Origin of the sequence: Herbaspirillum sp. DW155 (genome assembly GCF_037076565.1) — a bacterium.
Lineage (GTDB): Bacteria > Pseudomonadota > Gammaproteobacteria > Burkholderiales > Burkholderiaceae_D > Herbaspirillum.
Map to the genome: position 1 here is coordinate 3,597,731 of NZ_AP029028.1, position 26,100 is coordinate 3,623,830.

Here is a 26,100-nt window from a genome sequence, read left to right on the forward strand (position 1 = left end):
GTATAAATTGGGTTGTTGAGCCGTTTTCTGCGACTGGATCTTTGCATTTGATACAACGGTCTTGCGCCGAACTCAGTCGCGGATGATAGCAGATTCCATGCCACCAACCTTTCAGGTGCGCCAATAATGGAATATTTTAGGGAGCACGCGCCAGACGCGGCGTTGGGAGCGGTGCAGAGCGACGGCCGAAGTGCATTTTTTTAGTGCAATTTACTCAAAATGCACCGCAATAATGCATACCTTCAACGCGAGAGGCGAATTGCACCAATCATGTGCATGCTTCATATTGGGGCACGACTATCCGGGATGGAGCAGCATGCACCGGCCTGGGAAAATGGCTTAACTGTTTATATTGTTTAAAATCAGCGGTCTTGCGCCGCTTTGCTTTTCCTCGACCTTATTGAATTCCAGACTATTTCCTCGCCCTTCAGAGACTTTCCCATGAGCAACGACTCCATTCTCCGTACCGCCACCCAACGCGCCGCCGACGGCCAGCTCCCCTACGCCGGTGCCGTCACGCCGCAGGAAGCGCTGGCCCTGCTGCAGTCCGATCCCGCCGTCAAGCTGATCGACGTGCGCACCCGCGCCGAGCGCGACTGGGTGGGTGTGGTCCAGATCCCGGCGGCGCAGCACCTGGCGGTGCAATGGAATCTCTACCCCGAGGGCAAGCCCAATCCGCAATTCCTGGAACAACTGAAGGAAGTCGCCCAGCCGGGCGAGGTACTGCTGTTCCTGTGCCGCTCGGGCGTGCGTTCCAAGCATGCGGCCAAGCTGGCCACCGAGAACGGCTACACCCGCTGCTTCGACATCCTCGAAGGCTTCGAAGGCAACAAGGACGCCAACGGCCACCGCAAGACCATCGAAGGCTGGTGCAAGGCCGGTCTGCCGTGGACCGGCGCCTGAACGCGACGGCGGGCACCTTCATCCATGCAGGCTGCGCGCCTGCAAGGCGCTGCCCAGCGACTGCAGCAAGAGGCTGATGGCTTCCAGGCCATCAGCACCGGCGCGCAGCGCTTCTTCCAGACAATCGAGCAAGGCCACGATCTCCAGCCGCCCCATGGTCAGGGCTGCACCCTTCATGCGATGGGCCAGTTGCGCCATGCGCGCGCGGTCTGCCTCCAGGCTGGCCTGCTCCAGGGCTTGCAGGTCGCGCAGCGTGGTCTGCAGGAAGAGCCGGTCCAGGTCGCGGCTGTGCTCCTCTTGCGGCGTGCCGGCATTGCCCACGTCGTCACTGTCGTGATCGCACCAGAGCACCAGCAGGCGGCGGATGGCCTGGGTCTGCAGGGGCTTGCCCAGCATGCCATCCATGCCGCTGTCCAGGCAGCGTTGCACGTGCTGGGCATCGGTCTCGGCGGAAATGCCGATCAGGGGTGTGTAGGGACGACTGGGCTCCTGCTGCTCCAGGCGCCGCACCTGACGCGCCACTTCCTGACCCGGCATGTCGGGCAGGAAGCAATCCAGCAGCACCAATCCATACGACCGACCCTGAATGGCAGCCAGGGCGCTGCTGCCATCGGCCACGCAATCGACCTGGCAGCCCAGCCTTTGCAGGCGATTTTGAATGGCATATCGGATGGTGGCCGAATCATCGACCAGCAGCACGCCGGTGTCATTCGGGCAGGTCATTACGCTTTCCCTCTGGTGCGGCATTTACAGCTCCTTGATCTGGTATTCGATCTTGAACAATTCGTGGTCGCTACGCACGCCCAGCTTGCGGAAGGCCGACTGTTTCTGCCCGCTGATGGTCTTGATGCTGCGGGCGAATTTCTCGGCGATCTCGGTGACGGACATCCCATCGAGACAACAACGCAAGACTTCCCGTTCGCGTGGCGACAGGCTGGGCATGTCTGACAGCGTATCGGAACAAGCCTGTACGTTGCCGGTGCGGGGGCGTTTCGGTCGTGGCTCGGGCTGACTGCGGGTGGTGGCCTCGGCGGCCTGCATGGCGGCCAGTTCGCGGGTCATGGCGCTGTTGAGATATTCACGTCCACGGCTGACGATACGAATGGCCTGTATCAATTCGGTCAATTCCTGCGACTTGCCGACAAAGCCGCGCGCGCCCGCCTTCATCGCCATGGCCACGGTGGCCGGGCTGCTGTGGGCCGAGGTCACCAGGATTTTGCTGCGCGGGAAACGGACCCGCAGGGCGCGAATCAGGTTCAAGCCATCGATGTCATTGCTGCCCAGCGAATAATCGATCAGCAACAGGTCGGCCGGCGAGGCGCGCAGCGCCGTCATCAGCTCCTTGCTGGTGGCGAAGGCGCCGACGACGGCAAAGTCCGGTTCCTCGGCCAGGCGCTTGGCCAGGCCATAACGCACCACGGCGTGGTCATCGAGCAAGGCGATGCGCATCGCCGATGCCAAGGTCCAGGTCATGCGCTCTCCCCTCCGAATATTGATCTCATGAAGCTGCTGCGGTGCGTCATCCCGGACGCACGATACGAGCGCTGGCAAAGGCGTTATTGTGGTCGAGGGCAGCCAGCAAGCGCATAAGAATCGTCTGAAAAACCAAGAGAAATCGCAGCGTTCACTACTTTACCGCCCTTGCCGGATGCTGACGATAGCGTCAGCTTTGTAACACGCTGTATGAAGGAACATGCTTGCTGCGCTACAGTGGCGCCCATTGGCCCGGATCAGCGGCGCCGCCGCTCGCTGGAGGGCGCATTACACTTTCTTACAGCCCGTGGCGCACCCGTTGAGGATACTGGCTTGCGGCTTTTCTCCACTTTTTTGATACAGCGAGGCTTGTTGATGCTCCCCTCCCATCCCGCCCTGCCCTCCTGTCGCACTGCCTTGTTGGCGCTCGCCCTGCTGGCCGGCCTGATGGGGCAGGCCCGGGCGGCAACGTCTGCTGGCGCCAGCGCACCGCTATCGGAACAGGAACGCGCATTGCACGTGCTGAACCGCCTGGCCTATGGTCCGCGACCGGGCGATCTGGAGCAGGTCGAACGCATGGGGGTGAAGCGCTACATCGATGAGCAGCTGCATCCCGAGCGCATTCCGCTGCCGGAGGACCTGCAGGCCAGCCTGGCTGCCTTGCCGGCCTTGCAGATGACGTCCATGCAGGTCTTCAACGAGTATGGTCCGCCCTCCTTCAAGCGCGACGCCAGCAAGGAAGAACAGCAGGCCGCGCGCCAGCGTGCATCGCGAGAACTGCCACCGCAATTCCACATGGCGCGCCTGCTGCAGGCCACCCAAAGCCCGCGCCAGCTGGAAGAAGTGATGACCGAGTTCTGGGCCAATCACTTCAACGTCTTCGAGGGCAAAGAGTGGGTGCTCTACTGGGTCGGCGATTATGAAAAGAGCGCCATCCGTCCCTACGCGCTGGGCAATTTCCGCGATCTGCTGGGTGCGGTGGCGCATCATCCGGCCATGCTCTACTACCTCGACAACTGGCTCTCCAGTGGCACCGGCACGCCCGGTGCGCGCGGGCGCTTCAAGGGCCTCAACGAAAACTATGCGCGCGAGCTGATGGAGCTGCATACCCTGGGCGTGGATGGCGGCTATCAGCAGGCGGACGTGATCACGCTGGCGCGCATCCTCTCCGGCTGGACCATCGACGTGGATGCCATGAAGGCCGGCGCCTCGCCCTTCCGCTTCGTCGCCCAGCGCCATGACGATGGCCCGAAGGTCTTCCTGGGCAAGCCGTTGCAGGCCAGCGGCTATCAGGAAGGTGAAGCGGCGCTGGACATCCTGGCCAGCCACCCCTCGACGGCCCGTTTCATCTCGACCCAGCTGGTGGAATATTTCGTCTCGGACCAGCCCGATCCGGCACTGGTGAACAAACTCGCGCAAAAATTCCTGGCCAGCCATGGCGATATCCGGGCAGTGTTGCAGACGCTCTTCGACAGCCCGCAATTCTGGGCGCGCAGCAATTACCAGACGCAGTTCAAGACACCCTACCAGTTCGTGGTTTCAGCCCTGCGTGCAGGCGATATCCCGGTGCGCAACAGCAAGCCGGTCAATGGCGAGCTGGGTCAATTCGGCATGCCGCTCTATGGCTGGCTCACGCCGGAAGGCTACAAGTATTCGCAGGCGGCCTGGCTCAATCCGGGAGCGCTGCTGCGGCGGATCAACTTTGCCGGCAGCCTGGCCGGTGGCAAGTCACCGATTGCCCGCGCTGAAGGCGCGCCGGCCCCCTCCAACGCCGAAGCCCCGCCGCTGGATGCCCAGCAGTTGCTGCGCACGCTGGGCCCGGCCATCACGCCGCAGGCCGCCGCCCAGATCGATGCCGCGCCCGCCAACCAGCGCGCCGGCCTGATCCTGGGCAGTCCCGATTTCATGAAGCGTTGATTCCCTTATCGCAGAGGTCAGCATGAACCGCCGCCATTTTCTCCGTTACCTCGGCGCTGCCGGCAGCGGCGCCATCCTGGTGCCGATCGGCTTGTCCGGTTGTGCCGTCGTGCCGCGCGGCGACCAGACCATCAGCCGCGCCAGCCACGCACCCGGCCAGGTGGCCTACGGCTCCCCCGCTGCGCGTGCGCACGCACAAGGCGATGGAGCACCGCGCATGGTGGTGGTGTTCCTGCGCGGTGCAGTCGATGGCCTGAACGTGGTGGTGCCACATGGCGATCCGCTCTATTACCAGGCCCGTCCCACCATTGCCGTGGCGCCTCCGGGCCAGGCCAATGGCGCACTGGACCTGACCGGTTACTTTGGCCTGCATCCGGCACTGCAACCCTTGATGCCGTATTGGGAAAGTGGCCAGCTGGCCTTCGTGCATGCCTCGGGATCGCCCGATGGTTCACGCTCGCATTTCGAGGCCCAGGATTACATGGAAACCGGCACGCCCGGCCAGCACAACACGCGTGATGGCTGGCTCAACCGCTTGATGGATTACCTGCCGGCGGAGCAGTCGCCGCTGCAGGCCATCAACGTCGGCAGCGCCACGCCGCGCATCTTCAGCGGCCACAATGTGGCAGCCAACCTGCAGACCGGCCGTGAGGCTGCGCGTCCGAGCATGATCGACCAGCCGCGCTGGAGCCAGGTCTTCGATCCGCTCTACGGCGGCGAGGACGCGCTGGGCAAGGCGTATCGCGACGGCATGGCTGCGCGCAAGCAGCTCATGGCCGAGATCAACAGCCAGGAACAGCAGATGGCCAACAATGGCGCACCGCTGCCCAATGGCCTCTCGATGGATACGGCGCGACTGGGACGGCTGATGCGCCATGATCCGCGCATCCGCCTGGCTTTCCTGGCCGTAGGCGGCTGGGATACCCACGCAGGCCAGGGTAATGGCACCGGCAAGCTGGCCGGCGGGCTTGCGCCGCTGGGCACAGGCCTGGCCACGCTGGCGCGCGAACTGGGGCCGGCCTTCAATGACACGGTGATCGTGGTGATGTCCGAATTCGGCCGGACCTTCCGCGAAAACGGCAATGGCGGTACCGATCATGGGCACGGCAATGCGATGTGGCTGATGGGCGGCAATCTGCGCGGCGGCAAAATCTACGGTCAGTGGCCGGGGCTGAACCAGACGGCCCTGAACGAGGGACGCGACCTGGCCATCACGACCGATTTCCGCGCGGTGCTGTGCGCACTGTCGGAGCGGCATATGCGCATTTCGGATCAGGCATTGGAGAAGATTTTTCCCCAATATGCGGCGGGTTCTAAAGGTGTGCCTGCGCTCTTTGTCTAAGACAGTGCAGGAAATTTCCAGGTTGGATTCGAGCCAGATTGCCGTTGTTTTGAACCCAGCCTGGTCACGATTGCCAATCCGGCTGATATCACTCCGCCTCAGCAATCCACGCCGCCTGAATCGCCTCCAGAATGCGCTCACCCGACCGATTGGGATCATCCTCGAAACCCTCCAGCTCCATCACCCACCGATGCAGGTCGGTAAAGCGGATGGTCCTGGGATCAACATCGGGGAACTTGTCGTAGAGTTCCTCGGCGATCTGCTGGGTATCAGTCCATTTCATGTGAGTCTCCCTGGCACGGTGATGAAACCGGGTTCAGTGGTTTTCGGAAGCGTGGTTGATGGTGTACTTGGGAATCTCGACGGTCAGGTCGTCTTCGCCCAGCACCACCTGGCAAGACAGGCGGGACGTCGCTTCCAGGCCCCAGGCCATGTCCAGCAGGTCTTCTTCCTTGTCGGTCGGATCATCGAGGGTCTCGAAGCCTTCGCGGATGACGACGTGGCAGGTGGTACAGGCGCAGGACTTCTCGCAGGCGTGTTCGATGTCGATGTCGCTGTCCAGCAGCGCATCGCACAGGGTCTTGCCGGCGGGGGCATCGATCACCGAGCCTTCAGGGCAGAGGACCGGATGGGGGAGGATGACGATCTGGGGCATGGTGGCTCTCGGGTCTTGTCTACAGTATTCGGGTGAGGAAATCGCTCAGGCGACTTCATCCAGTTTCTTGCCGGCCAGTGCCGCGTGGACGCTGCGGTCCATGCGGCGGGCGGCGAATTCTTCGGTACCATGCGCCAGCGCATCCACCGCCGCCTTGATGGCGAGATGGTCGCTGCCTTGCGCGGCAGCGGTCACGGCCTCCATCTGGGCTTCGATGGCCGCGCGCTCCTCTTCCGACAGCAATGCGGCATCGGCCTGCAGTGCCGAGCGCGTGGCCAGGACGATGCGTTCGGCTTCGACCTGTTCTTCGCGCAGGGCACGGCGCTGCATATCTTCATCGGCCGAGCTGAAGGATTCCTGCAGCATGCGGGCGATTTCATCGTCACCCAGTCCATACGAGGGCTTGACGGTGATGGAGGCTTCCACGCCGGAAGTCATCTCGCGCGCCGACACGGCCAGCAAGCCATCGGCATCGACCTGGTAAGTCACGCGGATGCGCGCCGCACCGGCCGCCATGGGCGGAATGCCGCGCAGCTCGAAGCGCGCCAGCGAGCGGCAATCCGCCACCAGCTCGCGCTCGCCCTGCACCACGTGGATCGCCATGGCGGTCTGGCCATCCTTGAAGGTGGTGAATTCCTGGGCACGGGCACAGGGAATGGTGGAGTTGCGCGGGATGACCTTCTCGGCCAGGCCGCCCATGGTCTCGATACCCAGCGACAGCGGGATCACGTCCAGCAGCAGCCAGTCGTCGCCCGGCGCACGGTTGCCGGCCAGCAGATTGGCCTGCACGGCCGCGCCCAGCGCCACCACCTTGTCCGGATCGATGTTGGACAGAGGATTGGTCTTGAAGAACTCGCCCACCGCACGGCGGATGTGCGGCATGCGGGTGGCGCCACCGACCAGCACCACGCCATCCACGTCTTCCACCGTCAACTCGGCATCGCGGAGGGCCTTGCGCACCGGCGCCATGGTCTTGGCCACCAGATGCTGGGTGATCTCGTTGAATTGCGCTGCGGTGATCGACAAATGCACTTCTTCGCCCGACTTGAGCACGGCGTCGATCTGCACTTCATCCTTGCTGGAGAGCAGTTCCTTGACCTCGCGCGCCTTGACCATCAACAGGCGCGTGTCTTCATCCGACAGCGGCTGCAGTTGTGCTTCGTGGCTGATCCAGCAGAACAGGCGATGGTCGAAGTCGTCACCCCCCAGGGCCGAATCGCCGCCGGTGGCCAGCACCTCGAAGACCCCGCGCGTGAGCTTGAGGATGGAAATATCGAAGGTACCACCGCCCAGGTCATAGACCGCGAAGATGCCCTCCGACGCATTGTCCAGTCCATAGGCAATCGCTGCCGCAGTGGGTTCGTTGAGCAGGCGCAGCACGTTGATGCCGGCCAGTTGCGCCGCATCCTTGGTGGCCTGGCGCTGGGCATCGTCGAAGTAGGCAGGCACGGTGATGACGGCACCCACCAGGTCGTCACCCAGGGCATCCTCGGCGGTCTGGCGCAGCGTGGCAAGGATCTGGGCCGAGATTTCCACCGGGCTCTTCACGCCGGCCACGGTCTTGATCTGCACCATGCCGGGCTGGTCCTGGAAGTCGTAAGGCATGTTCTCGGCGTGGGCAATGTCCTTGAGACCACGGCCCATGAAACGCTTGACCGAGACGATGGTATTGCGCGGATCGATGGTCTGCGCAGCCTGGGCCTTGTAGCCGATGTTGGCATGGCCGTTGGGCAGGTAGCGCACGATCGAAGGCAGCAGCACGCGGCCGTCATCATCGGCCAGGACTTCGGGAATGCTGTTGCGTACGGTCGCCACCAGCGAATTAGTGGTACCCAGGTCGATGCCGACGGCCAGACGACGCTGGTGTGGCGCGGTGGACATGCCCGGTTCGGAAATCTGCAGTAAAGCCATAAGGTGTGGACTCGTCGTGGAACGTTTTGGCGAAGTGACTCGCTGTTATTCGGGTAAGGCCATCCGGATGCCCAGGCCGATGAAGGCGCAGCCTGCAAGACGGTTCAGATGGACGGAAGCAGACGCACGGCGGCGGAAAACCGCACCGACGGCGCCGGAAAAAAGTGCAATGGCGCTGAAGATGACGAAGGCCTGGGCAATGAAGACCAAGGCCAGCACCAGCATCTGCAGCGCTTCATGACCGGCTTCGCGCTGCACGAACTGCGGCAGGAAGGCAATGAAGAAAAGCGTCACCTTCGGATTGAGCATATTGGCCAGCACGCTCTGCCAGTAGATGCGGCGTAGTGGCACGGCGGCAGCGCCCTGCCCGTCTGCGGACAAGGCAATGCCGCTGGAAGCCGAGCGCAGCGTGCGGATGCCGAGATAGGCCAGATAGGCCGCACCCGCGTACTGCAGCGCGTGGTAGGCCGGCGGATAAGCCTTGATGAGGGCGGCGAAGCCCAGCACCGCCAGCAGGGTATGGAAGATCAACCCCGAACAGAAACCAGCGGCAGCCACCAGGCCAGCCTTGCGACCTTGGGCGATGCCACGGGTGAGCACGTAGATGTTATCCGGGCCGGGTGCCAGGGTCAGGGTCATCGCGGCCAGCAGGAACAGCAACAGATCAGGCATGGGCGGCTCCCGGGATCAGCCTTCGATGAGGGCGAAGGCATCGCCGATCTCGGCCCCGAACTTGTCGAGGAACATCAGCTGGCGCACCAGCTTGCCGGCAGCGGCGTAGTCACCGGCATCAAGCAAGGCTTCGATGCGGGCGATCTCGGCCTTTTTTTCGGCCAGCAATTCGGTGTTGAGCTTGTCCAGCGCGTCGATGTCCTTGCCGGCCTTGGCATCGTCGAGGGTCTCGCGCCATTCCATCTGCTGCATCAGGAAGGCCGGCGCCATCGCGGTGTTGGATTCGGTCTGCAGGTCCACACCGTGCAGCTCGCACAGATAACGGGCACGCTTCAAGGGATTCTTCAGCGTCTGATAGGCCTCGTTGGCGCGCGTGGCCCATTGCATCGCTACGCGCTTCTCGGCATCGCTGGCATGGGCAAACTTGTCCGGATGGGCCTGGCTCTGCACGCGATGGAAAGCCTGCTCCAGCGCCTTCTGGTCGATGGCGAAGCGTTGCGGCAACTGGAACAGATCGTAGTGGTTTTGCATGGCTGAAAAATAAAAAGCCTGTCGGACTGCAACAGGCTTGGCACATCAGGGACGGCGCGGTGACCGGGGGGCCCCGGATGGAGCGATCACGAGGCTGTCACGGTATCGGCTAAGCACTGGGGCCGCACACCACACAGCCGGCGCGACGGCATCGTCAGAAATTCAGGATGCGGCTCAGAAACAGCTCAGATGCGGAAACTCTCGCCGCAGCCGCATTCGTCCTTGACGTTGGGGTTCTGGAACTTGAAACCTTCGTTCAATCCTTCCCGGGCGAAGTCCAGCTCGGTGCCATCGATGTAGGGCAAGCTCTTGGGATCGACGAAGACGCGCACGCCATGCGACTCAAAGACGGTGTCTTCGGACGATTGCTCATCCACATACTCCAGCTTGTAGGCCAGGCCGGAGCAGCCGGTGGTGCGCACCCCCAGGCGCAGGCCGATACCCTTGCCACGGCGTTCCATGTAGCGGCTGATGTGTTTTGCTGCCTTCTCTGTCAACGTGATTGCCATGATGCTTGCCTTACGAAATCGAAAACGGCCTTGCTGATTACCTCTGAAACCGCTCTCAGGCGGCCTTCTGCTGTTCGCCGTGCTTGGCCTTGTAGTCTTGCACTGCTGCCTTGATGGCGTCTTCGGCCAGGATGGAGCAGTGGATCTTCACCGGCGGCAGGGCCAGTTCTTCGGCGATCTGGGTGTTCTTGATGGACAGCGCTTCGTCCAGGGTCTTGCCCTTGACCCACTCGGTCACCAGCGACGACGAAGCAATGGCCGAACCGCAGCCATAGGTCTTGAACTTGGCATCCTGGATGACGCCATCGGCGCCGACCTTGATCTGCAGCTTCATCACGTCGCCGCAAGCCGGCGCGCCGACCATGCCGGTGCCCACGGTCTCGTCGCCCTTTTCAAAGGCGCCGACGTTGCGGGGGTTTTCATAGTGGTCGAGTACTTTTTCCGAATAAGACATGTTCTTTGCTCCCTAGATGATGGTTTCGACCATCGCCCTGCCCTGCGGCGGCTGCTGGCGATGGCTGGCAGGATCCTGATTAGTGGGCCGCCCACTGGATGGTGGACAGGTCCACGCCGTCCTTGTACATGTCCCACAGCGGGGACAGCTCGCGCAGCTTGCCGACCTTGCTCTTGATCAGGTCGATGGTGAAATCGATGTCTTCCTCGGTGGTGAAGCGGCCGATGGTGAAGCGGATCGAGCTGTGCGCCAGTTCGTCGCTGCGGCCCAGGGCACGCAGCACGTAGGACGGCTCCAGGCTGGCCGAGGTGCAGGCCGAACCGGAAGAGACGGCGATGTCCTTGATGGCCATGATCAGCGATTCACCTTCCACGTAGTTGAAGCTCACGTTCAGGTTGTGCGGCACGCGGTGGTCCATGTCGCCGTTGATGTAGGTTTCTTCGATCTCTTGCAGGCCCTTGGCAAGGCGGTCGCGCAGGGCGCGGATGCGGGACAGCTCGCTGTCCATTTCTTCACGCGCCAGGCGGAAGGCTTCGCCCATGCCCACGATCTGGTGCGTGGCCAGAGTACCCGAACGCAGGCCGCGCTCATGACCACCGCCGTGCATCTGCGCTTCGATGCGCACGCGCGGCTTGCGGCGCACGTACAGGGCACCGATGCCCTTGGGACCATAGCTCTTGTGGGCCGAGAAGCTCATCAGGTCGACCTTCCAGTTCTCCAGGTCGATCTTGACCTTGCCGGTCGCCTGGGCGGCGTCGCTGTGGAAGATGATGCCCTTGGAACGGCAGAATTCGCCGATTTCCGGCACCGGCTGGATGACGCCGATTTCATTGTTCACCAGCATGACCGAGACCAGGATGGTATCCGGACGCACGGCGGCGGCGATCTGCTCGACTGTCACCAGGCCGTTGTCCTGCGGCTGCAGGTAGGTGGCTTCGAAGCCCACGCGCTCCAGCTCGCGGAAGGTGTCCAGCACCGCCTTGTGCTCGGTCTTGACGGTGATGATGTGCTTGCCCTTGGACTTGTAGAACTGCGCCGCACCCTTGATGGCCAGGTTGTTGCTCTCGGTGGCGCCGGAGGTCCAGATGATCTCGCGCGAATCCGCATTGACGAGCCTGGCCACTTCTTCACGCGCCTCTTCCACAGCCTTTTCGGCGGTCCAGCCGTACATGTGGCTGCGCGAAGCGGGATTGCCGAACTGCTCGCGCAGGTAGGGGATCATCTTGTCGGCCACGCGCGGATCGACCGGGGTGGTCGCCGAGTAGTCCATGTAGATCGGGAAGTGCGGAGCCTTGATGGTCTCCAGCAGGCTTTTTTCCAGGGGTGCGTTCATAAGGTCCTTGCTCCAAATCAGGCTGCGGCTTGCGGGCGGTGCATCACCACCACGCTTTGCGAGTCGGCGGCACGGTGTTCGGCCGCCTTGGGTTCTTTTTGCTGGTCCACCAGATCCTGGAGGGATACCGAATCCAGGTACTCGACCATCTTTTCGTTCAGGGTGGACCACAGCTCATGCGTCATACAGCGTGCGCCGCCGGGATGCGCGGCGCTGTGGCAATTTTCCTTGCCACCGCACTGGGTTGCATCCAGGGGTTCGTCCACGGCGATGATGATGTCGGCGACCGATACATCGGCGGCCTTGCGGGCGAGATTGTAACCACCGCCAGGCCCCCTCACGGACTCGACGATCTGGTGACGCCGCAACTTGCCGAACAACTGCTCCAGATATGATAAAGAAATTTCCTGGCGCTCGCTGATGGCCGACAGCGTGACAGGCCCCTTGCCCTGGCGCAGGGCCAGGTCAATCATGGCGGTCACGGCAAAACGGCCTTTGGTGGTAAGACGCATGGAGTTCGCTCCAGAATCAAATGAACCGGCGGAGCCGGTTACCCTGAATTCCCGAATATTTGAGTCAAGTATAGCAAACCCGAGTAATTCTGTCAGGTACCACGCCTTTTCCTTCATATCGCTAAAAAGCTGGCCGCGATCAAGCCAGTGGCAAATTCTGCCGAAACTTGTCTGACCTCTTGCCCAAAGTGCGCTAATCTGAGGTCTACGGCTGGTATTGGCGTCGTGGCGGCTTAGCGATCTGGTAAGATGCGGCGACAATGTTCACCTCGCCTGATACGGACCGACCACCTCTTGCACGAAGGTCCGCCAGCGCCCCCGAGAAATAAAACGATATGGATGTAAGCGATACCCCCAATCCGCTGCTGCGCCCGCGCCGCAAGCCCCAGAGCCTGTCGCAGGAAGTGGTGGCGGCGCTGACGGCGATGATCAGCAACGGCAGCCTCACCCCCGGCGACAAACTGCCCACCGAATCCGAGATCATGCAGACCCAAGGTGTCTCGCGCACCGTGGTGCGCGAAGCCATCTCGCGCCTGCAGGCGGCCGGACTGGTAGAGACACGCCACGGCATCGGCACCTTCGTCTTAGAAGCCAAGAAGAGCGGCAACATCAGCATCGATCCGGCCACCATCACCACCATGCGCGACCTGCTGGCGCTGCTGGAACTGCGCATCAGCCTGGAGACCGAAACCGCCGGCCTGGCCGCCGCCCGCCGCACCGAGGCGCAACTGCAGGACATCCGCGAGGCGCTGGACCTGTTCCGCGCCAACCAGCAGAGCGGCGACACGGTGGGGCCGGACTTCCGCTTCCATTTCGCCATCGCCAATGCCACCGGCAACCGCTACTTCATCGAGATCATCAGCCACCTCGGCATGGGCGTGATCCCGCGCAAGCGCATCAATACCGCCGAGCTGGCCCATGACCAGCAGTCCAGCTATCTGGAGCGGGTCCAGCGCGAGCACGAAGATATCTACGAAGCCATCGCCCGGGGCGACGCCGAGGCCGCCCGCGCCGCCATGCGCAATCACCTCACCAACAGCCGCGAGCGCCTGCGCCGCGCCGAGCAGGAAGCCGAATCGAGCGCAGCCGGGTCCGCCTGATTGCCGCCGTACGGGCCGATCCGGACATACGGCTCGGCCCGCTCCGTTCTGGCAGTACCTGCCATCGCCGCTGCATGTTGCTCTGCGCTGCGGCCCCCTCCCACAACTCCCCGACACCTCACACAAGCCATCACAGAAATTACTGGCTTTCTGAATTCTTATGTTGTACGATGACTGATATCCCAATCGGATACAAGAAGATCAGAGACAACATTCAACACACTTGCCTCGTTTTCCAACCCATTCCTAACGGCGTCGAGCGAAACCATGTCCCAGTACACACCCCAAGACCTCAAAAAGATCCTCTCTTCCGGCCTGCTGTCGTTCCCGCTGACGGACTTCGACGAGCAAGGCGATTTCCGCCCCAAGACCTACATCGAGCGCCTGGAATGGCTGGCCCCCTATGGCGCCAGCGCCCTGTTCGCGGCCGGCGGTACCGGTGAGTTCTTCTCGCTGGTGCCGGGTGAATATTCGGACATCATCCGCACCGCCGTCGACACCTGCCGTGGCAAGGTGCCCATCATCGCCGGCGCCGGCGGTTCCACCCGCGCAGCCATCGCCTATGCCCAGGAAGCCGAACGCCTGGGCGCGCACGGCATCCTCCTGATGCCGCACTACCTGACCGAAGCCAGCCAGGACGGCATCGCCGCCCACGTGGAAGCAGTCTGCAAGTCGGTCAACTTCGGCGTCATCATCTACAACCGCGCCGTCTGCAAGCTCAACGCCGACACCCTGCAAAAGCTGGCCGACCGCTGCCCCAACCTGATCGGTTTCAAGGATGGCATCGGCGAGATCGAACCGATGGTGCATATCCGCCGCAAGCTGGGTGACCGTTTCACCTACCTGGGTGGCCTGCCGACCGCAGAAGTTTATGCCGCCGCCTACAAGGCGCTGGGCGTGCCGGTCTATTCCTCGGCCGTGTTCAACTTCATCCCCAAGACCGCCGTGCAGTTCTACGAAGCGATTGCCAAGGATGACCACGATACCGTGGGCAAGCTGATCGACGACTTCTTCCTGCCTTACCTGGCCATCCGCAACCGCAAGGCCGGTTATGCAGTGTCCATCGTCAAGGCCGGTGCCAAGATCGTCGGCCATGATGCCGGCCCGGTGCGTACGCCCCTGACCGATTGCACTCCGGAAGAGCACGAAGAACTGGCAGCCCTGATCAAGAAGCTGGGCCCGCAATAAACCCCAGCCAGACGTTCCCCGCGAAGGGCCACAGGAAACTGTGGCCCTCAGATTGATGACAAAGCCTTGGAAAGCCTTGGCGAGAGCCAAGGCTTTGTTGTTTAATCGGTCATGCTCAAAAAACCGACAGCCGCCCAGCACGAGTTAGAGATGGTGACCATCGAGATGCTCGTGCCCAAGGACCATCTGCTGCGCAAGATCGACGCGGCGGTGGATTTCGAGTTCATCCGCGAGAAGGTGGCGCATCTGTATTGCGCCGACAATGGCCGCCCGGCACTGGACCCGGTGGTACTCTTCAAGCTCTTGTTCATCGGCTACCTCTTCGGTATCCGCAGCGAGCGCCAGCTCATCCGCGAGGTCCAGGTCAACGTGGCCTATCGCTGGTTTGCCGGATTCCGTCTGACCGACAAGGTGCCGGACTCCTCCACCTTCTCCCAGAACCGGCGCCGCCGCTTCATTGATACCACCGTCTATCAAGACATCTTCGACGAGATCGTGCGCCAGGCCATTGGACGCGGCATGGTCGATGGCCGTGTGCTCTACAGCGACAGCACCCACCTCAAGGCCAACGCCAACAAGAACAAGTTCGACTACGTTCAAGTTACCCAGACCCCCTCGGCCTATCTGGCCGAACTGGATGCGGCTGTGGATATCGACCGTGCCGAGCATGGCAAGAAGCCGCTCAAGCGCGACGATGATGATGAGCCGCCCACCAAAGAAATCAAGGTCAGTCGCACCGATCCCGAGAGCGGCTACATGGTGCGCGACGACAAGCCCAAGGGCTTCTTCTACCTGGATCACCGCACCGTCGATGCCAAGCATTGCATCATTACCGATACCCATGTCACGCCCGCCTCAGTCCATGACAGTCAACCTTATCTGGCACGCCTGGATCGTCAGCGCCAGACGTTCGGATTTGATGTGCAGGCCGTTGGCCTGGATGCTGGCTATTTCACACCGGCCGTCTGCCAGGGACTGGAGAATCGCGAGATCAGCGGCGTGATGGGCTACCGCACGCCCAACCACAAGCCGGGGACATTCTTTAAAAGGGAGTATGAGTACGACGCCTACCGTGACGAATACATCTGCCCGCAGGGCCAGCCCTTGCACTACAGCACCACCAATCGGCAGGGGTATCGGGAATACAAATCCAAGCCTGAACAATGCCGGGGCTGCAAGGTACGCGAGCAATGCACCAATAGCGCCAATGCGGTCAAGGTGGTGACGCGCCATGTGTGGGAGCGTTCCAAAGAGAAGGTGGATGATCGGCGTCGTACCGAATGGGGCAAGCGCATCTATGCCAGACGCAAGGAAACGGTAGAACGCAGTTTCGCTGACGCCAAGCAATTGCACGGACATCGCTATGCCCGCATGCGCGGCTTGCGCAAGGTCGCCGAGCAGTGCTTGTTGGCGGCGGCGGCCCAGAACATGAAGAAGATTGCCCTGCTGGTGGCGCGCTTGCGCGCGCTTTTACCGGGCTTGAACGCCTATGCCAGCGTACAAAAGTGGCTACAGAGAAAAATGAGCGCATTGCTTAGCTTCTGCGCCATTGACCATCTGCAAATTACCTGCGCCTGAAAAACAAAACCCCGTGTTCGAAAACACGGGGTTCGTCATCAACCTGAGGGCCACAGGAAACTGTGGCCCTTTTTGCATGATGTGAACCTTAATGCAGACCCAGGCCGAAAAAAAACCTCCGTGGCCCAGGCGACGGAGGTTTGCGTGAAGGAAAAGGCCGAAACTCAGAATTCTTCCCAATCCTGTGCATCATCCTTGATGCGGCTGCTGGGGGCCGGCGGGGCGGCCTTGGCCGGCTTGGCCGGTGGCAGCTTGGGCGCAGCCTTGACGGCAGCCGGCGCAGCGGCGACTGCCGCCACCGGCGCGGCCGGTGCCGCTGCGGGGGCCGGTGCAGGTGCGGGGGTCACGCGGGGCGGCGCCATCGGCGCCGGGCGCGGCTTGGCCGCATGGCTGGCGACCTGATGGGCATCAATCTTGAAGATGCTGACCGCGCCGACCAGGTTGGTAGCCTGGGCCTGCAAGGACTGGGCGGCAGCGGCGGCTTGCTCCACCAGCGCGGCGTTCTGCTGGGTCACTTCGTCCATCTGGGTGATGGCGCGGTTGACCTGTTCGATGCCGGTGCTCTGCTCGCGGCTGGCTTCGGCGATCTCGCCCACGATGTCGGTGACCCGCTGCACGCTGGTGACCACTTCGCTCATGGTGGCACCGGCCTGCTCCACCAGCTGGCTGCCGGCTTCGACCTTCTCCACCGAGTCATCGATGAGCGACTTGATTTCCTTGGCGGCGGCGGCCGAACGCTGGGCCAGCGAACGCACTTCGGACGCCACCACGGCAAAGCCACGGCCCTGTTCGCCGGCACGTGCGGCTTCCACGGCGGCGTTCAACGCCAGGATGTTGGTCTGGAAGGCAATGCCGTCGATCACGCTGATGATGTCGACGATCTTGCGCGAGGATTCATTGATGGCCTGCATCGTGTCGACCACCTGCGACACCACTTCCCCGCCCTTGCTGGCGGTGGAGGAAGCCGAATGCGCCAGCTGGTTGGCCTGCAGCGCATTGTCGGCATTCTGCTTGACGGTGCCGGTCAGCTCTTCCATCGAGGCGGCGGTTTCTTCGAGCGAACTGGCCTGCTGCTCGGTACGCGAGGACAGGTCCATGTTGCCCGCGGCGATTTCCTTGGCACTGGTATCGATGCTGTCGGAGCTGCTGCGCACCCGCGACACCGTGGTCAGCAGCGCCTGCTGCATGCTGCGGATGGCCAAGAACAGGCGGCCGATCTCGTTGTTGCTGCGGACGTCGACCTTGGCGGTCAGGTCACCATTGGCCACCTGATCCAGCAGATCCACAGCACGGTTGAGCGGCGTGAGGACGATGTTGCGTAGCAGGAAATGCACCCCGATCACCAGGAACATGGCGCCGATCAGGCCGGTCACGACCAGCCAGACCACCAGGCTGTACTCGCGCTGGCGTTCCTGGGTGGCCTTGTCGTTGAGTTCCATGGCGCGCTTCTGGTAGGCATCCAGCGCTGTGGAGAAGCGCGCACCGCCCTTGCTGATGAAATTGTTGTTGAGCTGCGAGTATCCCGCCGCATCGCCGGCCTTGAGGGTATCCGTGGCTTTTTTGAGGACATCGTTCAACGCCTTGGCCGACTCGATGAGTTCAGTCTTGATCGCCGGGTCCTGGCCTTCCAGGTCGGGGAGTCTGGCGTAGTCATCCAGATACTTGAGGCTACGGTCATAGGACGTCTGGGCGCTCTTGAACGCTGCCTCGATGACGGCGGCATCGCCCTTCTCCATCAACGTCGAATAGATGCGCGAGTGCGCGGCCCGGGTCCGGGTCGTGTCCTTGTAAGCATCATTGATCAACAAGGTGCGCACGCTCAGCTCATGGACGTACTCGGTGGCGTGGTTGGCGCGGCCCAGCGCAAAGATGCCCACACCGGCACCCACTACGATCATGCATGAAAACAGCGCAAGCGCGCTCATCAGGCTGAAGCGAACCGTCAGATTTCGCATTACCTCTCTCCGCTTAATATTTTAATAACAAAGGTGAAATCACCAAATCGGCACGACGATACAGCAGTGCCACGGATCCCATAACGGACGCAAGCTGACCAAAACCACCCCAATTCCCGGTAAGGGGTAGTCAGGAAGCTTTCATTTTTTCCATTGTGCAACGGCAACATTGTCCTGCGGCTGTCCTGGATCAACCAAGCTTCATATGGCGAGGAAAAAAAATGAAAAGGCTTGCCGGAATGACATCCGGCAAGCCCGAAAAACAACACATGCAGCGCGGCGACCATGAAGCCGCCTTCACACTGGCATCAAGGCAGGTCGATGATCTCGACCCAGTTGGGATTGCGGCCCAGGGTGTAGCGGAACACCGGGGTCAGTGCACCGCTGTCGCGGTCGATAGCGTAGCTGGTCAGCCCGGCTTTCTGGCCGACCGCCAGCAGGAAGCGGCCTTGCGGATCGATGTTGAAGCCGCGCGGCTGGGTTTCGGTGGGGATGTTGAGGATGCGGGTCAGCTTGCCGCTGGCCCGGTCCACGCGATAGCCGGTGAGGGTGTTGGAGGTGCGTTCCGTGGCGTAGAGGAAGCGGCCATCGGGGGTCAGGTGCAGGTCTGCGGCCGCCAGTTGTTCGCTGGTCTTGAAGCCTTCGGGCAAGGCCGAGTCGCTACCCTGCAAGCTCAGAGTGCCGGACTGGCGGTCGTAGGCATAGGTGTTGACGGTGGCGTCGAGTTCATTGGTCGAATAAACGAAACGCTGGTCCGGCGAGAACACAAAGTGACGCGGACCCGCGCCGGCCTTGGTCGCCACCGACGGCGGCGTATTGGGCGTGACGGCGCCGGATGCGGGATCGAAGCGATATTGCAGGATCACGTCGCTGCCCAGGTTGGAGGCAAAGACGAAGGCATTGTCAGGCGCGACCTGTACCGAGTGCGCATTCTTGCCGGTCGGAATCACCGCCAGCGGCGGCGCCTGCACGGTGCCATCGCTGCCGATGGGATTGACTGAAATCTTGTTGCCCGAGTAGGACGCCGCCAGCAGATAGCGCCCGGTGCGGTCGGTGGCAATGTTGGCCATGTTGTCGGCCAGCGGCGCCTTGGAGAGGGGGTTGAGCTTGCCGCTCTTGGGATCGATGGCATAGCTGACCACCGAATACGGCTGGCCGCGCAAGGCGGCATAGAGGAACCTGTGATCCGGGCTCAGCGCCAGCGGCATCACAGTACTGCCGGTATCGACCTTCTCGATCAGGTTGACGCTGCCATCGCCATTGAGCCGGAGCACGTAGATGTCCTGGCTGTCGGCATTGGAGACATAGGCGACGGTGGCCGCACCGGCGTGCGCGGCGGCCAGGCTGAGGGCGGAAGTAGCGATCAAGGTGGCGAGGCGTGAAGAAGGTGAAGAAAGGATTTTGCTCATGCTGTCTCCTGGCGAATCATATTGTTGTTGGTGTCACGATGGAACAAAAAAAGGACCCGCAAGCGGGCCCCAACGGAGGATCAGGTCACCGGCGCCGGGTTGAACAAGGTCAGCGCATTGTGCAGCTTCCATTGTTCGGCCCAGGTGCGCTTCTTGCCGCTGGCCACGTCCAGCATCAGCTGGAACAGCTCCCAGCCGACCTGTTCGATGGTGGCTTCACCGCTGGCGATGCGGCCGGCGTTGACATCCATGAGGTCATGCCAGCGTCGTGCCAGATCGTTGCGGGTAGCGACCTTGATGACGGGCACCGCGGCCAGGCCATAGGGCGTACCGCGGCCCGTGGTGAAGATATGAAGATTCATACCCGCCGCCAGCTGCAAGGTGCCGCAGATGAAGTCCGAGGCCGGGGTGGCGGCGTAGATCAAACCCTTCTGCTGAAGTTTGTCGCCCGGCGACAGCACGCCCGAAATCGGGCTGGAACCGGACTTGACGATAGACCCCATGGCCTTCTCGACGATGTTGGCCAGACCGCCCTTCTTGTTGCCGGGGGTGGTGTTGGCGCTGCGGTCCACCCCGCCCTGCTTCAGGTAATTGTCATACCAGTCCATCTCGCGGATCATGGCCTGTGCCACCTCCTCGTTGACGGCGCGCGAGGTCAGCTGGTCGATGCCATCACGCACTTCGGTCACTTCCGAGAACATCACCGAGGCCCCGGCGCGCACCAGCAGGTCGGTGGCATAACCCACGGCCGGATTGGCGGTCACGCCGGAGAAGGCATCGCTGCCGCCGCACTGCACACCGACCACCAGGTCGGAGGCCGGGCAGGTTTCGCGACGGCGCTTGTTCAGCTCTGTCAGGCGCGCTTCGGCCATTTTCATGATCGAATCGATCATGGAGTTGAAGCCGACATGCTCCGCATCCTGCAGGCAGACCACATAGGGCTCACCTTCCTTGTGGATGGGGATCATGTTTTCCGGCAGCAGGCGGTTGGGCTGCAGCTTTTCGCAACCCAGGCTGACCACCATGGCCTGGCCGCCGAAGTTGGGGTTCAGGCTGATGTTGCGCAGCGTGCGGATGGGGATGCCGGCATTGGGCGCATCGATGGCCACGCCGCAGCCATAGGTGTGCTCCAGCGCCACCACGTCTTCCACGTTGGGATACTTGGGCAGCAGCTCGGCGCGGATGCGCTTGACGGCATGTTCGACCACGCCGGCCACGCATTGCACGGTGGTGGTGATGGCCAGCAGGTTGCGCGTGCCCACCGAACCATCGGCGTTGCGATAACCCTCGAAGGTATAGCCCTCCAGCGGCGGCTGCGGCGCCGGCTTCTTCGTCGCGATGGGCAGGTTGTTCAGTTCGCGCGCCGGCGGCATCTGCACCAGCGACTCCTCGATCCAGCTGCCCTTGGGGATGTCGCGCACGGCATAGCCGATGGCCACGTCGTAGCGCACGATGGCCTCGCCCTGCTTGAGATCGCGCAAGGCGATCTTGTGGCCCTGGGGAACGCGGTCGACCAGGGTCAGACCGTCGGGGAAGACGGTGCCGGCCGGCAGGCCGCCGTCATTGACGACGATGGCGACATTATCAGTGTCGTTCATCATGATGTAGCGCGGAGTGAATGCCTGGCTGGCGGCGGTATCGGTGCTCATGCTAAGTCCCATACGACAAAATGCTGCAATTCCAATGAAATGGCGGCCACTGCACAGGTGGCCGCCGACAAAACGGATCAGGCGTCCTTGAGTTCGACGCGCTTGATTTCCTTGACGATGACAAGATAGCTGATCACGGTCACCAGCGCATTGATGCCGACGAACACCAGGGCACCGGCGAAGGAACCGGTTTCCTTGACGATGTAGCCGATCACGATAGGCGTGGTAATGCCGGCCACATTGCCGAACATGTTGAACAGACCACCCGACAGGCCCACGATCTGCTTGGGTGCGGTATCGGCCACCACGGCCCAGCCCAGCGCGCCCACACCCTTGCCGAAGAAAGCCAGGGCCATGATGCCCACCACCATCCACTGTGCATCAACGTAATTGCACAGGATCATGGTCATCGACAGCAGCATGCCGCCGACGATGGGAATCTTGCGCGCCCAGGTGACCGACAGGCCGCTCTTGATCAGGCGGTCCGAGATCAGCCCGCCCACGACGCCGCCGATGAAGCCGCACACTGCCGGAATCGAGGCCACGAAGCCGGCCTTCAGGATGGACATGCCACGCTCCTGCACCAGGTACACCGGGAACCAGGTCAGGAAGAAATAGGTGATCACGTTGATGCAGTACTGGCCGATGTACACGCCCAGCAGCATGCGGTTGGACAGCAGCTGGCGGATGTAGCCTTTGCCCTTGGTAGAAGGCGCGGCGACCTTCTTGTTGTCCATGTCGACCAGGCCGCCGCCGGATTCGATGTGCTGCAGTTCCGCCTGGTTGATACGCGGATGGTCCTTGGGGCTGTAGATGATCTTGCCCCAGATCATGGCCAGCAGGATGCCGACCACACCCATGACGGTGAACACGTGGTGCCAGCTGTAGGTGTGCACGATCCAGGCCATCAGCGGCGTGAAAATCACGGCGGCGAAATATTGCGCCGAATTGAAGATGGCCGAGGCGGTACCACGTTCCTTGGTCGGGAACCAGGCGGCGACGATGCGGCCATTGGCCGGGAAGGATGGCGCTTCAGCCAGACCCACCATGAAGCGCAGCAGGAACAGCGCGATCACGGCTGCGCCGGTGCTCATCCAGGTCACACCGGCCTGCAGGAATGTGAAGAAAGACCACAATGCAATGCTCCACATGTAGATCTTCTTGGACCCGAAGCGATCCAGCAGCCAGCCGCCCGGCAGCTGCGCCAGCACGTAGGCCCAGCTGAAGGCCGAGAAGATGTAGCCCATGGTGACCGGATCGAGCGACAGTTCGGTCTTCATGGCCGAGCCGGCGATGGACAGCGTGGCGCGGTCAGCGTAGTTGACGGTGGTGACGACGAACAGCAGGAACAGGATCAGGTAGCGGATATGGGTCGGCTTGACCGCCCCTGCGCCGCTGGGGGTATTACTTTGCGCCAATTGAATTCTCCAGGTCTCTCGTCATCCGCGCCGCCTGCCGGGTCCGGGTTGCTGTCCGCAGGGAAGCGGACAAGGCAGCATCGGGGCCGGCTGGACTGTCTCTTGACGTATTGTTGTGATATGAAGTGGTTTGTTATAAGACGTCATACAACGTCAGTCGGAGTATAGCAGGACGCGAAGCGGACGCAAGCACTGAATGTGCCCGTTGCGTTCTGCCGTGCGGTGCATCGGGCGGGAGGGCCGTCCCCCTGCCCCAAGGAATGAGTTGTACGACATGTCTCCCGGAAGCACTGACGAAGCGCCGCGCCAGAGGTATGATGCGCGCACTCTTCATTTCGCCGGATCTTTCATGAAATTCTCTTCCAGCCTGCCGGGCAGCTCGCACGGTTCCTCCGCCTGGCTCAAACCGCTGCTGTTCGTTCTGGTGGCTGCCATTGGCCTGTATTACGTCAAATGGTCCCCCTATTACCTGAAATCCTTCGTGGCCGCCGACAAGCACAGCATCGGCGGCTCCATCCTGGCCAATGCCCCCACCGCCCCGTGGTCGGCCGCACTGGAGTATGCCACCGTCTACTTCCTGGCCATCTGGAAAGCGGCCGTACTGGGCGTGCTGCTGGGTTCGCTGGTGCAGGTGCTGGTGCCGCGTGACTGGCTGCTGCGCGTGTTCGGCCGCGCCGGGCTGGGTTCGACCCTGCGCGGCGGCCTGTTCGCCCTGCCGGGCATGATGTGCAGCTGCTGCGCTGCTCCGGTGGTGGCCGGCATGCGTCGCCAGCAGGTCTCGGTCGGCGCCGCACTGGCTTTCTGGATCGCCAACCCGGTGCTGAACCCGGCCACGCTGGTGTTCATGGGCTTCGTGCTGGGCTGGCATTTCGCTGCCCTGCGGCTGGTGGCGGGCGTGCTGCTGGTGGTGGGCGTGTCGCTGATCGCCCAGCGCGTGGCACAGACGGAAACCCTGCCGCAGGCCGCACTGGATGCAGTGGCCGCCGCCGAATATGAACCGATGGACGATGGCCGTCATTTCCTGGTGCGCTGGGGCAGCAAGCTGTGGCAATTGTTCTGGACCACGATGCCGGTCTACATCGTGGTGGTGCTGGCCCTGGGTGCGGCGCGCGTATGGCTGTTCCCGCAGGTGGATGCGAGCATGGGCAACAGCCTGCTGTGGATCGTGGCCCTGGCGGTGGTGGGCACACTCTTCGTGATCCCCACGGCCGCTGAAATCCCCATCGTGCAATCGATGCTGTCGCTGGGCATGGGCGTGGGACCGGCGGCAGCCTTGCTGATGACGCTGCCCAGCATCAGCCTGCCTTCGCTGCTGATGCTGCGCAAATCCTTCACGCCCAAGGTACTGATGACCGTCGCGCTGTTGACCATGCTCATCGGGGCGGTCAGCGGCCTGGTGGCGGTGGTGCTGCTGTAATTTCGTTCAGGGCCGATACTGGCGCAGGAAGCTGACCACCTCGGCCTGCTGCCCTGCGAACAGCAGGCGGGAGCGCTTGGACTCCCGCTGGAAGGCATAGATGGGATCGTAGTATTCCGCCAGCAAGGCATCGATCCAGGCGCGGTGCAGGTCGACCACGCCGTCTTTCTCCTGACGCGCCAGCGCGGATTCCATCAGCTGCAGCAGGCGCCGGTAGCGCTGGTCGCCCAGGCGCTTGACCAGCTTGCCCAGTGCTGCCAGCAGATGGGCGCGGTAGCGCTCAAAGCCGTGGCGCGGGTCCAGCGCCACGTATTCCTCGCACAGGCCGCTGACGTAATCGCGCAGGATGCGCTCCACCCGGCCTTCCCGGCTATCCTCCAGCCACACCATCGGTAGGCTCTGCATGCGCTGGTGCAGGGCCAGCGGCAAGGCACAGGCGCCGATCAGGCGGCTTTCGTCTTCCAGCGCAAACCAATGATGTCCCTGCGCCTGCAGCTTGATGAGGGCAATCGCAAGACGATGCTCGAAATCGATGGGGGAAGGCTGCGGACTGGCGCGCTTGCCGAAGCTGGAGCCGCGATGATTGGCATAGGCCTCCAGGTCCAGTGCATTGTCCAGCTGCAGCAGCACGTCGGTCTTGCCGCAACCGGTCATGCCGCCGACCACCACGAAGGCGCACTCGGCCAGCGCCTGGTCGATGGCCTCCATCAGGAAGTGGCGCAGCGCCTTGTAGCCTCCGGCTATGCGCGGATAGGCGATGCCGGCTTCACTCTTCAACCACTGCTGGGTGATCTGCGAACGCAAGCCGCCCCGGAAGCAATACAGGCAGCCCTGCGGATGCGCTCGCGCAAACTCCGCCCAGGCGGCGATCCGGGCCTCCTTCACCGATCCGCTGACCAGCTGGTGGCCCAGCTCGATGGCGGACTGCTGGCCCTGCTCCTTGTAGCGCAGGCCGACCTGATGGCGTTCGCTATCGTTCATCAGCGGCAGGTTCACCGCCGTCGGAAACGCTCCCTTGCCGAACTCCACCGGCGCCCGCGCATCCAGCATGGGCGTATCGGCGAGGAACAGTGCGCGGCTGGGCTGCAGATCAGCCATCAAAGCACCTCGACCGCGTAGCGCTGTCGTTCCACCAGTTCCCCGATGGGGGCCAGTTCCAGTCCGAGGGCGGCGGCAGTGGCGAGGAATTCCGGATTGGCGTCAGGCCGCACCGCCACCAGCAGGCCGCCGCTGGTCTGGGGATCACAGAGCAGATTCTTCTGGGCTTCGCTGAGCGGACTGATCTTGCTGCCATAGCTCTCGAAATTGCGCCCGGTACCACCCGGCACGCAGCCCTCGGCCAGGTAATACGGCACGCCCGGCAGGCTGGGCACCAGCGCATGCTGGATGCGCGCGCTCACGCCGCTGCCTTCGCACATTTCCACCAGATGGCCCAGCAGGCCGAAGCCGGTCACATCCGTCATCGCGGCCACGCCCGCCAGCTTGCCGAAGCGGCTGCCGGGCTGGTTGAGCTGGCACATCCAGTCGCGCGCCGTGCCGACGTCCTCAGGACGCAGCTTGCCCTTCTTCTCTGCGGTGGTGAGGATACCGATGCCCAGCGGCTTGGTGAGATACAGCAGGCAGCCGGCGCTGGCGGTGTCATTGCGCTTCATGTGCCGCTTCTCCAACACGCCGGTCACGGCCAGGCCGAAGATGGGTTCCGGGGCATCGATGGAATGACCACCGGCCAGCGGGATGCCAGCCGCATCACAGGCGGCGCGCCCACCGCGCACCACCTCGCGCGCCACTTCCGGCGGCAGCACGTTGACCGGCCAGCCGAGGATGGCGATGGCCATGAGCGGATCGCCGCCCATGGCGTAGATGTCGCTGATGGCATTGGTGGCGGCAATGCGGCCGAAATCGAAGGGATCATCGACGATGGGCATGAAGAAATCGGTGGTCGAGACCACGCCGCGTTCTTCATCGATGGCATAGACGGCCGCGTCGTCGCGGGAGGCATTGCCCACCCAGAGTTTGGGATCGAGATGCTGGGCGCCGCTGCCGGCGAGGATGACTTCGAGCACCTGCGGTGAAATCTTGCAGCCGCAACCGGCGCCATGGCTGTATTGGGTCAGACGAATGGGGTCGCTCATGGGAAAGTCCTGGCTGATCGGGGGATGCCGATTCTAGCAGCG

25 protein-coding genes are annotated in these 26,100 nt (G+C 62.7%); 7 read left to right on the forward strand and 18 right to left on the reverse strand.

The genetic code is table 11. From position 1 onward, the window contains the following. Positions 1 to 441: 441 nt before the first annotated feature. Positions 442 to 903: a rhodanese-like domain-containing protein gene (locus tag AACH55_RS16330; protein ID WP_338715718.1), complete on the forward strand. Its 462-nt coding sequence runs from the start codon at positions 442 to 444 to the stop codon at positions 901 to 903. 18 nt (positions 904 to 921) lie between these two features. On the opposite strand, the gene AACH55_RS16335 is transcribed toward AACH55_RS16330, so the two are convergent. Beyond that, positions 922 to 1,626 carry a response regulator gene (locus AACH55_RS16335; RefSeq protein ID WP_338715719.1) on the reverse strand — a complete coding sequence of 235 codons (705 nt, stop codon included), beginning with the start codon at positions 1,624 to 1,626 and terminating at the stop codon, positions 922 to 924. Between the two features lie 24 nt (positions 1,627 to 1,650). Beyond that, entirely contained in the window at positions 1,651 to 2,376 is a 726-nt protein-coding gene (locus AACH55_RS16340) for a response regulator transcription factor (RefSeq protein WP_338715720.1), read from the reverse strand. A 375-nt stretch (positions 2,377 to 2,751) separates the two neighbouring features. On the opposite strand from AACH55_RS16340, the gene AACH55_RS16345 reads away from it, so the two are divergent. Both AACH55_RS16345 and AACH55_RS16350 read left to right on the forward strand, forming a co-directional pair. Next, positions 2,752 to 4,293 (forward strand): DUF1800 domain-containing protein, encoded by a 1,542-nt coding sequence (locus AACH55_RS16345; protein WP_338715721.1) that lies wholly within the window; start codon positions 2,752 to 2,754, stop codon positions 4,291 to 4,293. A gap of 22 nt (positions 4,294 to 4,315) precedes the next feature. Beyond that, complete coding sequence (locus AACH55_RS16350) at positions 4,316 to 5,635, forward strand: DUF1501 domain-containing protein (protein ID WP_338715722.1); 1,320 nt, start codon at positions 4,316 to 4,318, stop codon at positions 5,633 to 5,635. Between the two features lie 88 nt (positions 5,636 to 5,723). Here AACH55_RS16350 and iscX read toward each other — a convergent pair whose 3' ends face one another. The 9 genes from iscX to iscR all read right to left on the reverse strand — a co-directional run bounded on the left by iscX (position 5,724) and on the right by iscR (position 12,212). Beyond that, the gene (gene iscX / locus AACH55_RS16355; protein WP_338715723.1) at positions 5,724 to 5,918 is read right to left on the reverse strand and encodes a Fe-S cluster assembly protein IscX; all 195 of its coding nucleotides are present in this window, start codon (positions 5,916 to 5,918) and stop codon (positions 5,724 to 5,726) included. A gap of 33 nt (positions 5,919 to 5,951) precedes the next feature. Then, complete coding sequence (gene fdx, locus AACH55_RS16360) at positions 5,952 to 6,290, reverse strand: ISC system 2Fe-2S type ferredoxin (RefSeq protein ID WP_013235088.1); 339 nt, start codon at positions 6,288 to 6,290, stop codon at positions 5,952 to 5,954. Positions 6,291 to 6,335: 45 nt separating this feature from the next. Next, complete coding sequence (gene hscA / locus AACH55_RS16365; protein WP_338715724.1) at positions 6,336 to 8,201, reverse strand: Fe-S protein assembly chaperone HscA; 1,866 nt, start codon at positions 8,199 to 8,201, stop codon at positions 6,336 to 6,338. Between the two features lie 45 nt (positions 8,202 to 8,246). Further along, on the reverse strand, positions 8,247 to 8,873 hold the full coding sequence (locus tag AACH55_RS16370; RefSeq protein ID WP_338715725.1) for a LysE family translocator: 627 nt from the start codon (positions 8,871 to 8,873) through the stop codon (positions 8,247 to 8,249). A 15-nt stretch (positions 8,874 to 8,888) separates the two neighbouring features. After that, positions 8,889 to 9,404, reverse strand: a complete 516-nt coding sequence (gene hscB / locus AACH55_RS16375) for a Fe-S protein assembly co-chaperone HscB (protein ID WP_338715726.1) — start codon at positions 9,402 to 9,404, stop codon at positions 8,889 to 8,891. A 185-nt stretch (positions 9,405 to 9,589) separates the two neighbouring features. Beyond that, positions 9,590 to 9,913, reverse strand: a complete 324-nt coding sequence (gene iscA / locus AACH55_RS16380) for an iron-sulfur cluster assembly protein IscA (protein WP_006712826.1) — start codon at positions 9,911 to 9,913, stop codon at positions 9,590 to 9,592. Between the two features lie 55 nt (positions 9,914 to 9,968). Continuing rightward, positions 9,969 to 10,367 (reverse strand): Fe-S cluster assembly scaffold IscU, encoded by a 399-nt coding sequence (gene iscU / locus AACH55_RS16385; protein WP_338715727.1) that lies wholly within the window; start codon positions 10,365 to 10,367, stop codon positions 9,969 to 9,971. Positions 10,368 to 10,446: 79 nt separating this feature from the next. Continuing rightward, positions 10,447 to 11,700 carry an IscS subfamily cysteine desulfurase gene (locus AACH55_RS16390; RefSeq protein ID WP_338715728.1) on the reverse strand — a complete coding sequence of 418 codons (1,254 nt, stop codon included), beginning with the start codon at positions 11,698 to 11,700 and terminating at the stop codon, positions 10,447 to 10,449. A gap of 17 nt (positions 11,701 to 11,717) precedes the next feature. Next, on the reverse strand, positions 11,718 to 12,212 hold the full coding sequence (iscR, locus tag AACH55_RS16395; protein WP_034331344.1) for a Fe-S cluster assembly transcriptional regulator IscR: 495 nt from the start codon (positions 12,210 to 12,212) through the stop codon (positions 11,718 to 11,720). A gap of 335 nt (positions 12,213 to 12,547) precedes the next feature. On the opposite strand from iscR, the gene AACH55_RS16400 reads away from it, so the two are divergent. The 3 genes from AACH55_RS16400 (at position 12,548) to AACH55_RS16410 (ending at position 16,078) form a co-directional block, all read left to right on the forward strand. Further along, positions 12,548 to 13,312 (forward strand): FadR/GntR family transcriptional regulator, encoded by a 765-nt coding sequence (locus AACH55_RS16400; protein ID WP_338715730.1) that lies wholly within the window; start codon positions 12,548 to 12,550, stop codon positions 13,310 to 13,312. Positions 13,313 to 13,579: 267 nt separating this feature from the next. Further along, on the forward strand, positions 13,580 to 14,500 hold the full coding sequence (gene kdgD / locus AACH55_RS16405; protein ID WP_338715731.1) for a 5-dehydro-4-deoxyglucarate dehydratase: 921 nt from the start codon (positions 13,580 to 13,582) through the stop codon (positions 14,498 to 14,500). A 111-nt stretch (positions 14,501 to 14,611) separates the two neighbouring features. After that, positions 14,612 to 16,078 (forward strand): IS1182 family transposase, encoded by a 1,467-nt coding sequence (locus AACH55_RS16410; RefSeq protein ID WP_338715732.1) that lies wholly within the window; start codon positions 14,612 to 14,614, stop codon positions 16,076 to 16,078. A gap of 164 nt (positions 16,079 to 16,242) precedes the next feature. Here AACH55_RS16410 and AACH55_RS16415 read toward each other — a convergent pair whose 3' ends face one another. The 5 genes from AACH55_RS16415 to AACH55_RS16435 form a co-directional block, all read right to left on the reverse strand. Continuing rightward, on the reverse strand, positions 16,243 to 18,033 hold the full coding sequence (locus tag AACH55_RS16415; RefSeq protein WP_338715733.1) for a methyl-accepting chemotaxis protein: 1,791 nt from the start codon (positions 18,031 to 18,033) through the stop codon (positions 16,243 to 16,245). Beyond that, positions 18,033 to 18,320 (reverse strand): hypothetical protein, encoded by a 288-nt coding sequence (locus AACH55_RS16420; protein ID WP_338715734.1) that lies wholly within the window; start codon positions 18,318 to 18,320, stop codon positions 18,033 to 18,035. Before AACH55_RS16420 ends, AACH55_RS16415 begins: the two co-directional genes overlap by 1 nt. 21 nt (positions 18,321 to 18,341) lie before the next feature. Beyond that, the gene (locus AACH55_RS16425) at positions 18,342 to 19,442 is read right to left on the reverse strand and encodes a beta-propeller fold lactonase family protein (RefSeq protein WP_338715735.1); all 1,101 of its coding nucleotides are present in this window, start codon (positions 19,440 to 19,442) and stop codon (positions 18,342 to 18,344) included. An 80-nt stretch (positions 19,443 to 19,522) separates the two neighbouring features. Continuing rightward, positions 19,523 to 21,091 (reverse strand): galactarate dehydratase, encoded by a 1,569-nt coding sequence (garD, locus tag AACH55_RS16430; protein WP_338715736.1) that lies wholly within the window; start codon positions 21,089 to 21,091, stop codon positions 19,523 to 19,525. A 77-nt stretch (positions 21,092 to 21,168) separates the two neighbouring features. Further along, positions 21,169 to 22,509 (reverse strand): MFS transporter, encoded by a 1,341-nt coding sequence (locus AACH55_RS16435; protein WP_338715737.1) that lies wholly within the window; start codon positions 22,507 to 22,509, stop codon positions 21,169 to 21,171. A 349-nt stretch (positions 22,510 to 22,858) separates the two neighbouring features. Here AACH55_RS16435 and AACH55_RS16440 point away from each other — a divergent pair, with 349 nt between their 5' ends. Beyond that, positions 22,859 to 23,926, forward strand: a complete 1,068-nt coding sequence (locus AACH55_RS16440) for a permease (RefSeq protein WP_338715738.1) — start codon at positions 22,859 to 22,861, stop codon at positions 23,924 to 23,926. A gap of 6 nt (positions 23,927 to 23,932) precedes the next feature. Here AACH55_RS16440 and mnmH read toward each other — a convergent pair whose 3' ends face one another. Together mnmH and selD are read right to left on the reverse strand one after the other, a co-directional pair. Beyond that, positions 23,933 to 25,024, reverse strand: coding sequence for a tRNA 2-selenouridine(34) synthase MnmH (mnmH, locus tag AACH55_RS16445; protein WP_338715739.1), 1,092 nt, complete (start codon positions 25,022 to 25,024; stop codon positions 23,933 to 23,935). Beyond that, positions 25,024 to 26,058, reverse strand: a complete 1,035-nt coding sequence (gene selD, locus AACH55_RS16450; RefSeq protein ID WP_338715740.1) for a selenide, water dikinase SelD — start codon at positions 26,056 to 26,058, stop codon at positions 25,024 to 25,026. The genes mnmH and selD overlap by 1 nt, the downstream gene beginning before the upstream one ends. Positions 26,059 to 26,100: the final 42 nt, after the last annotated feature.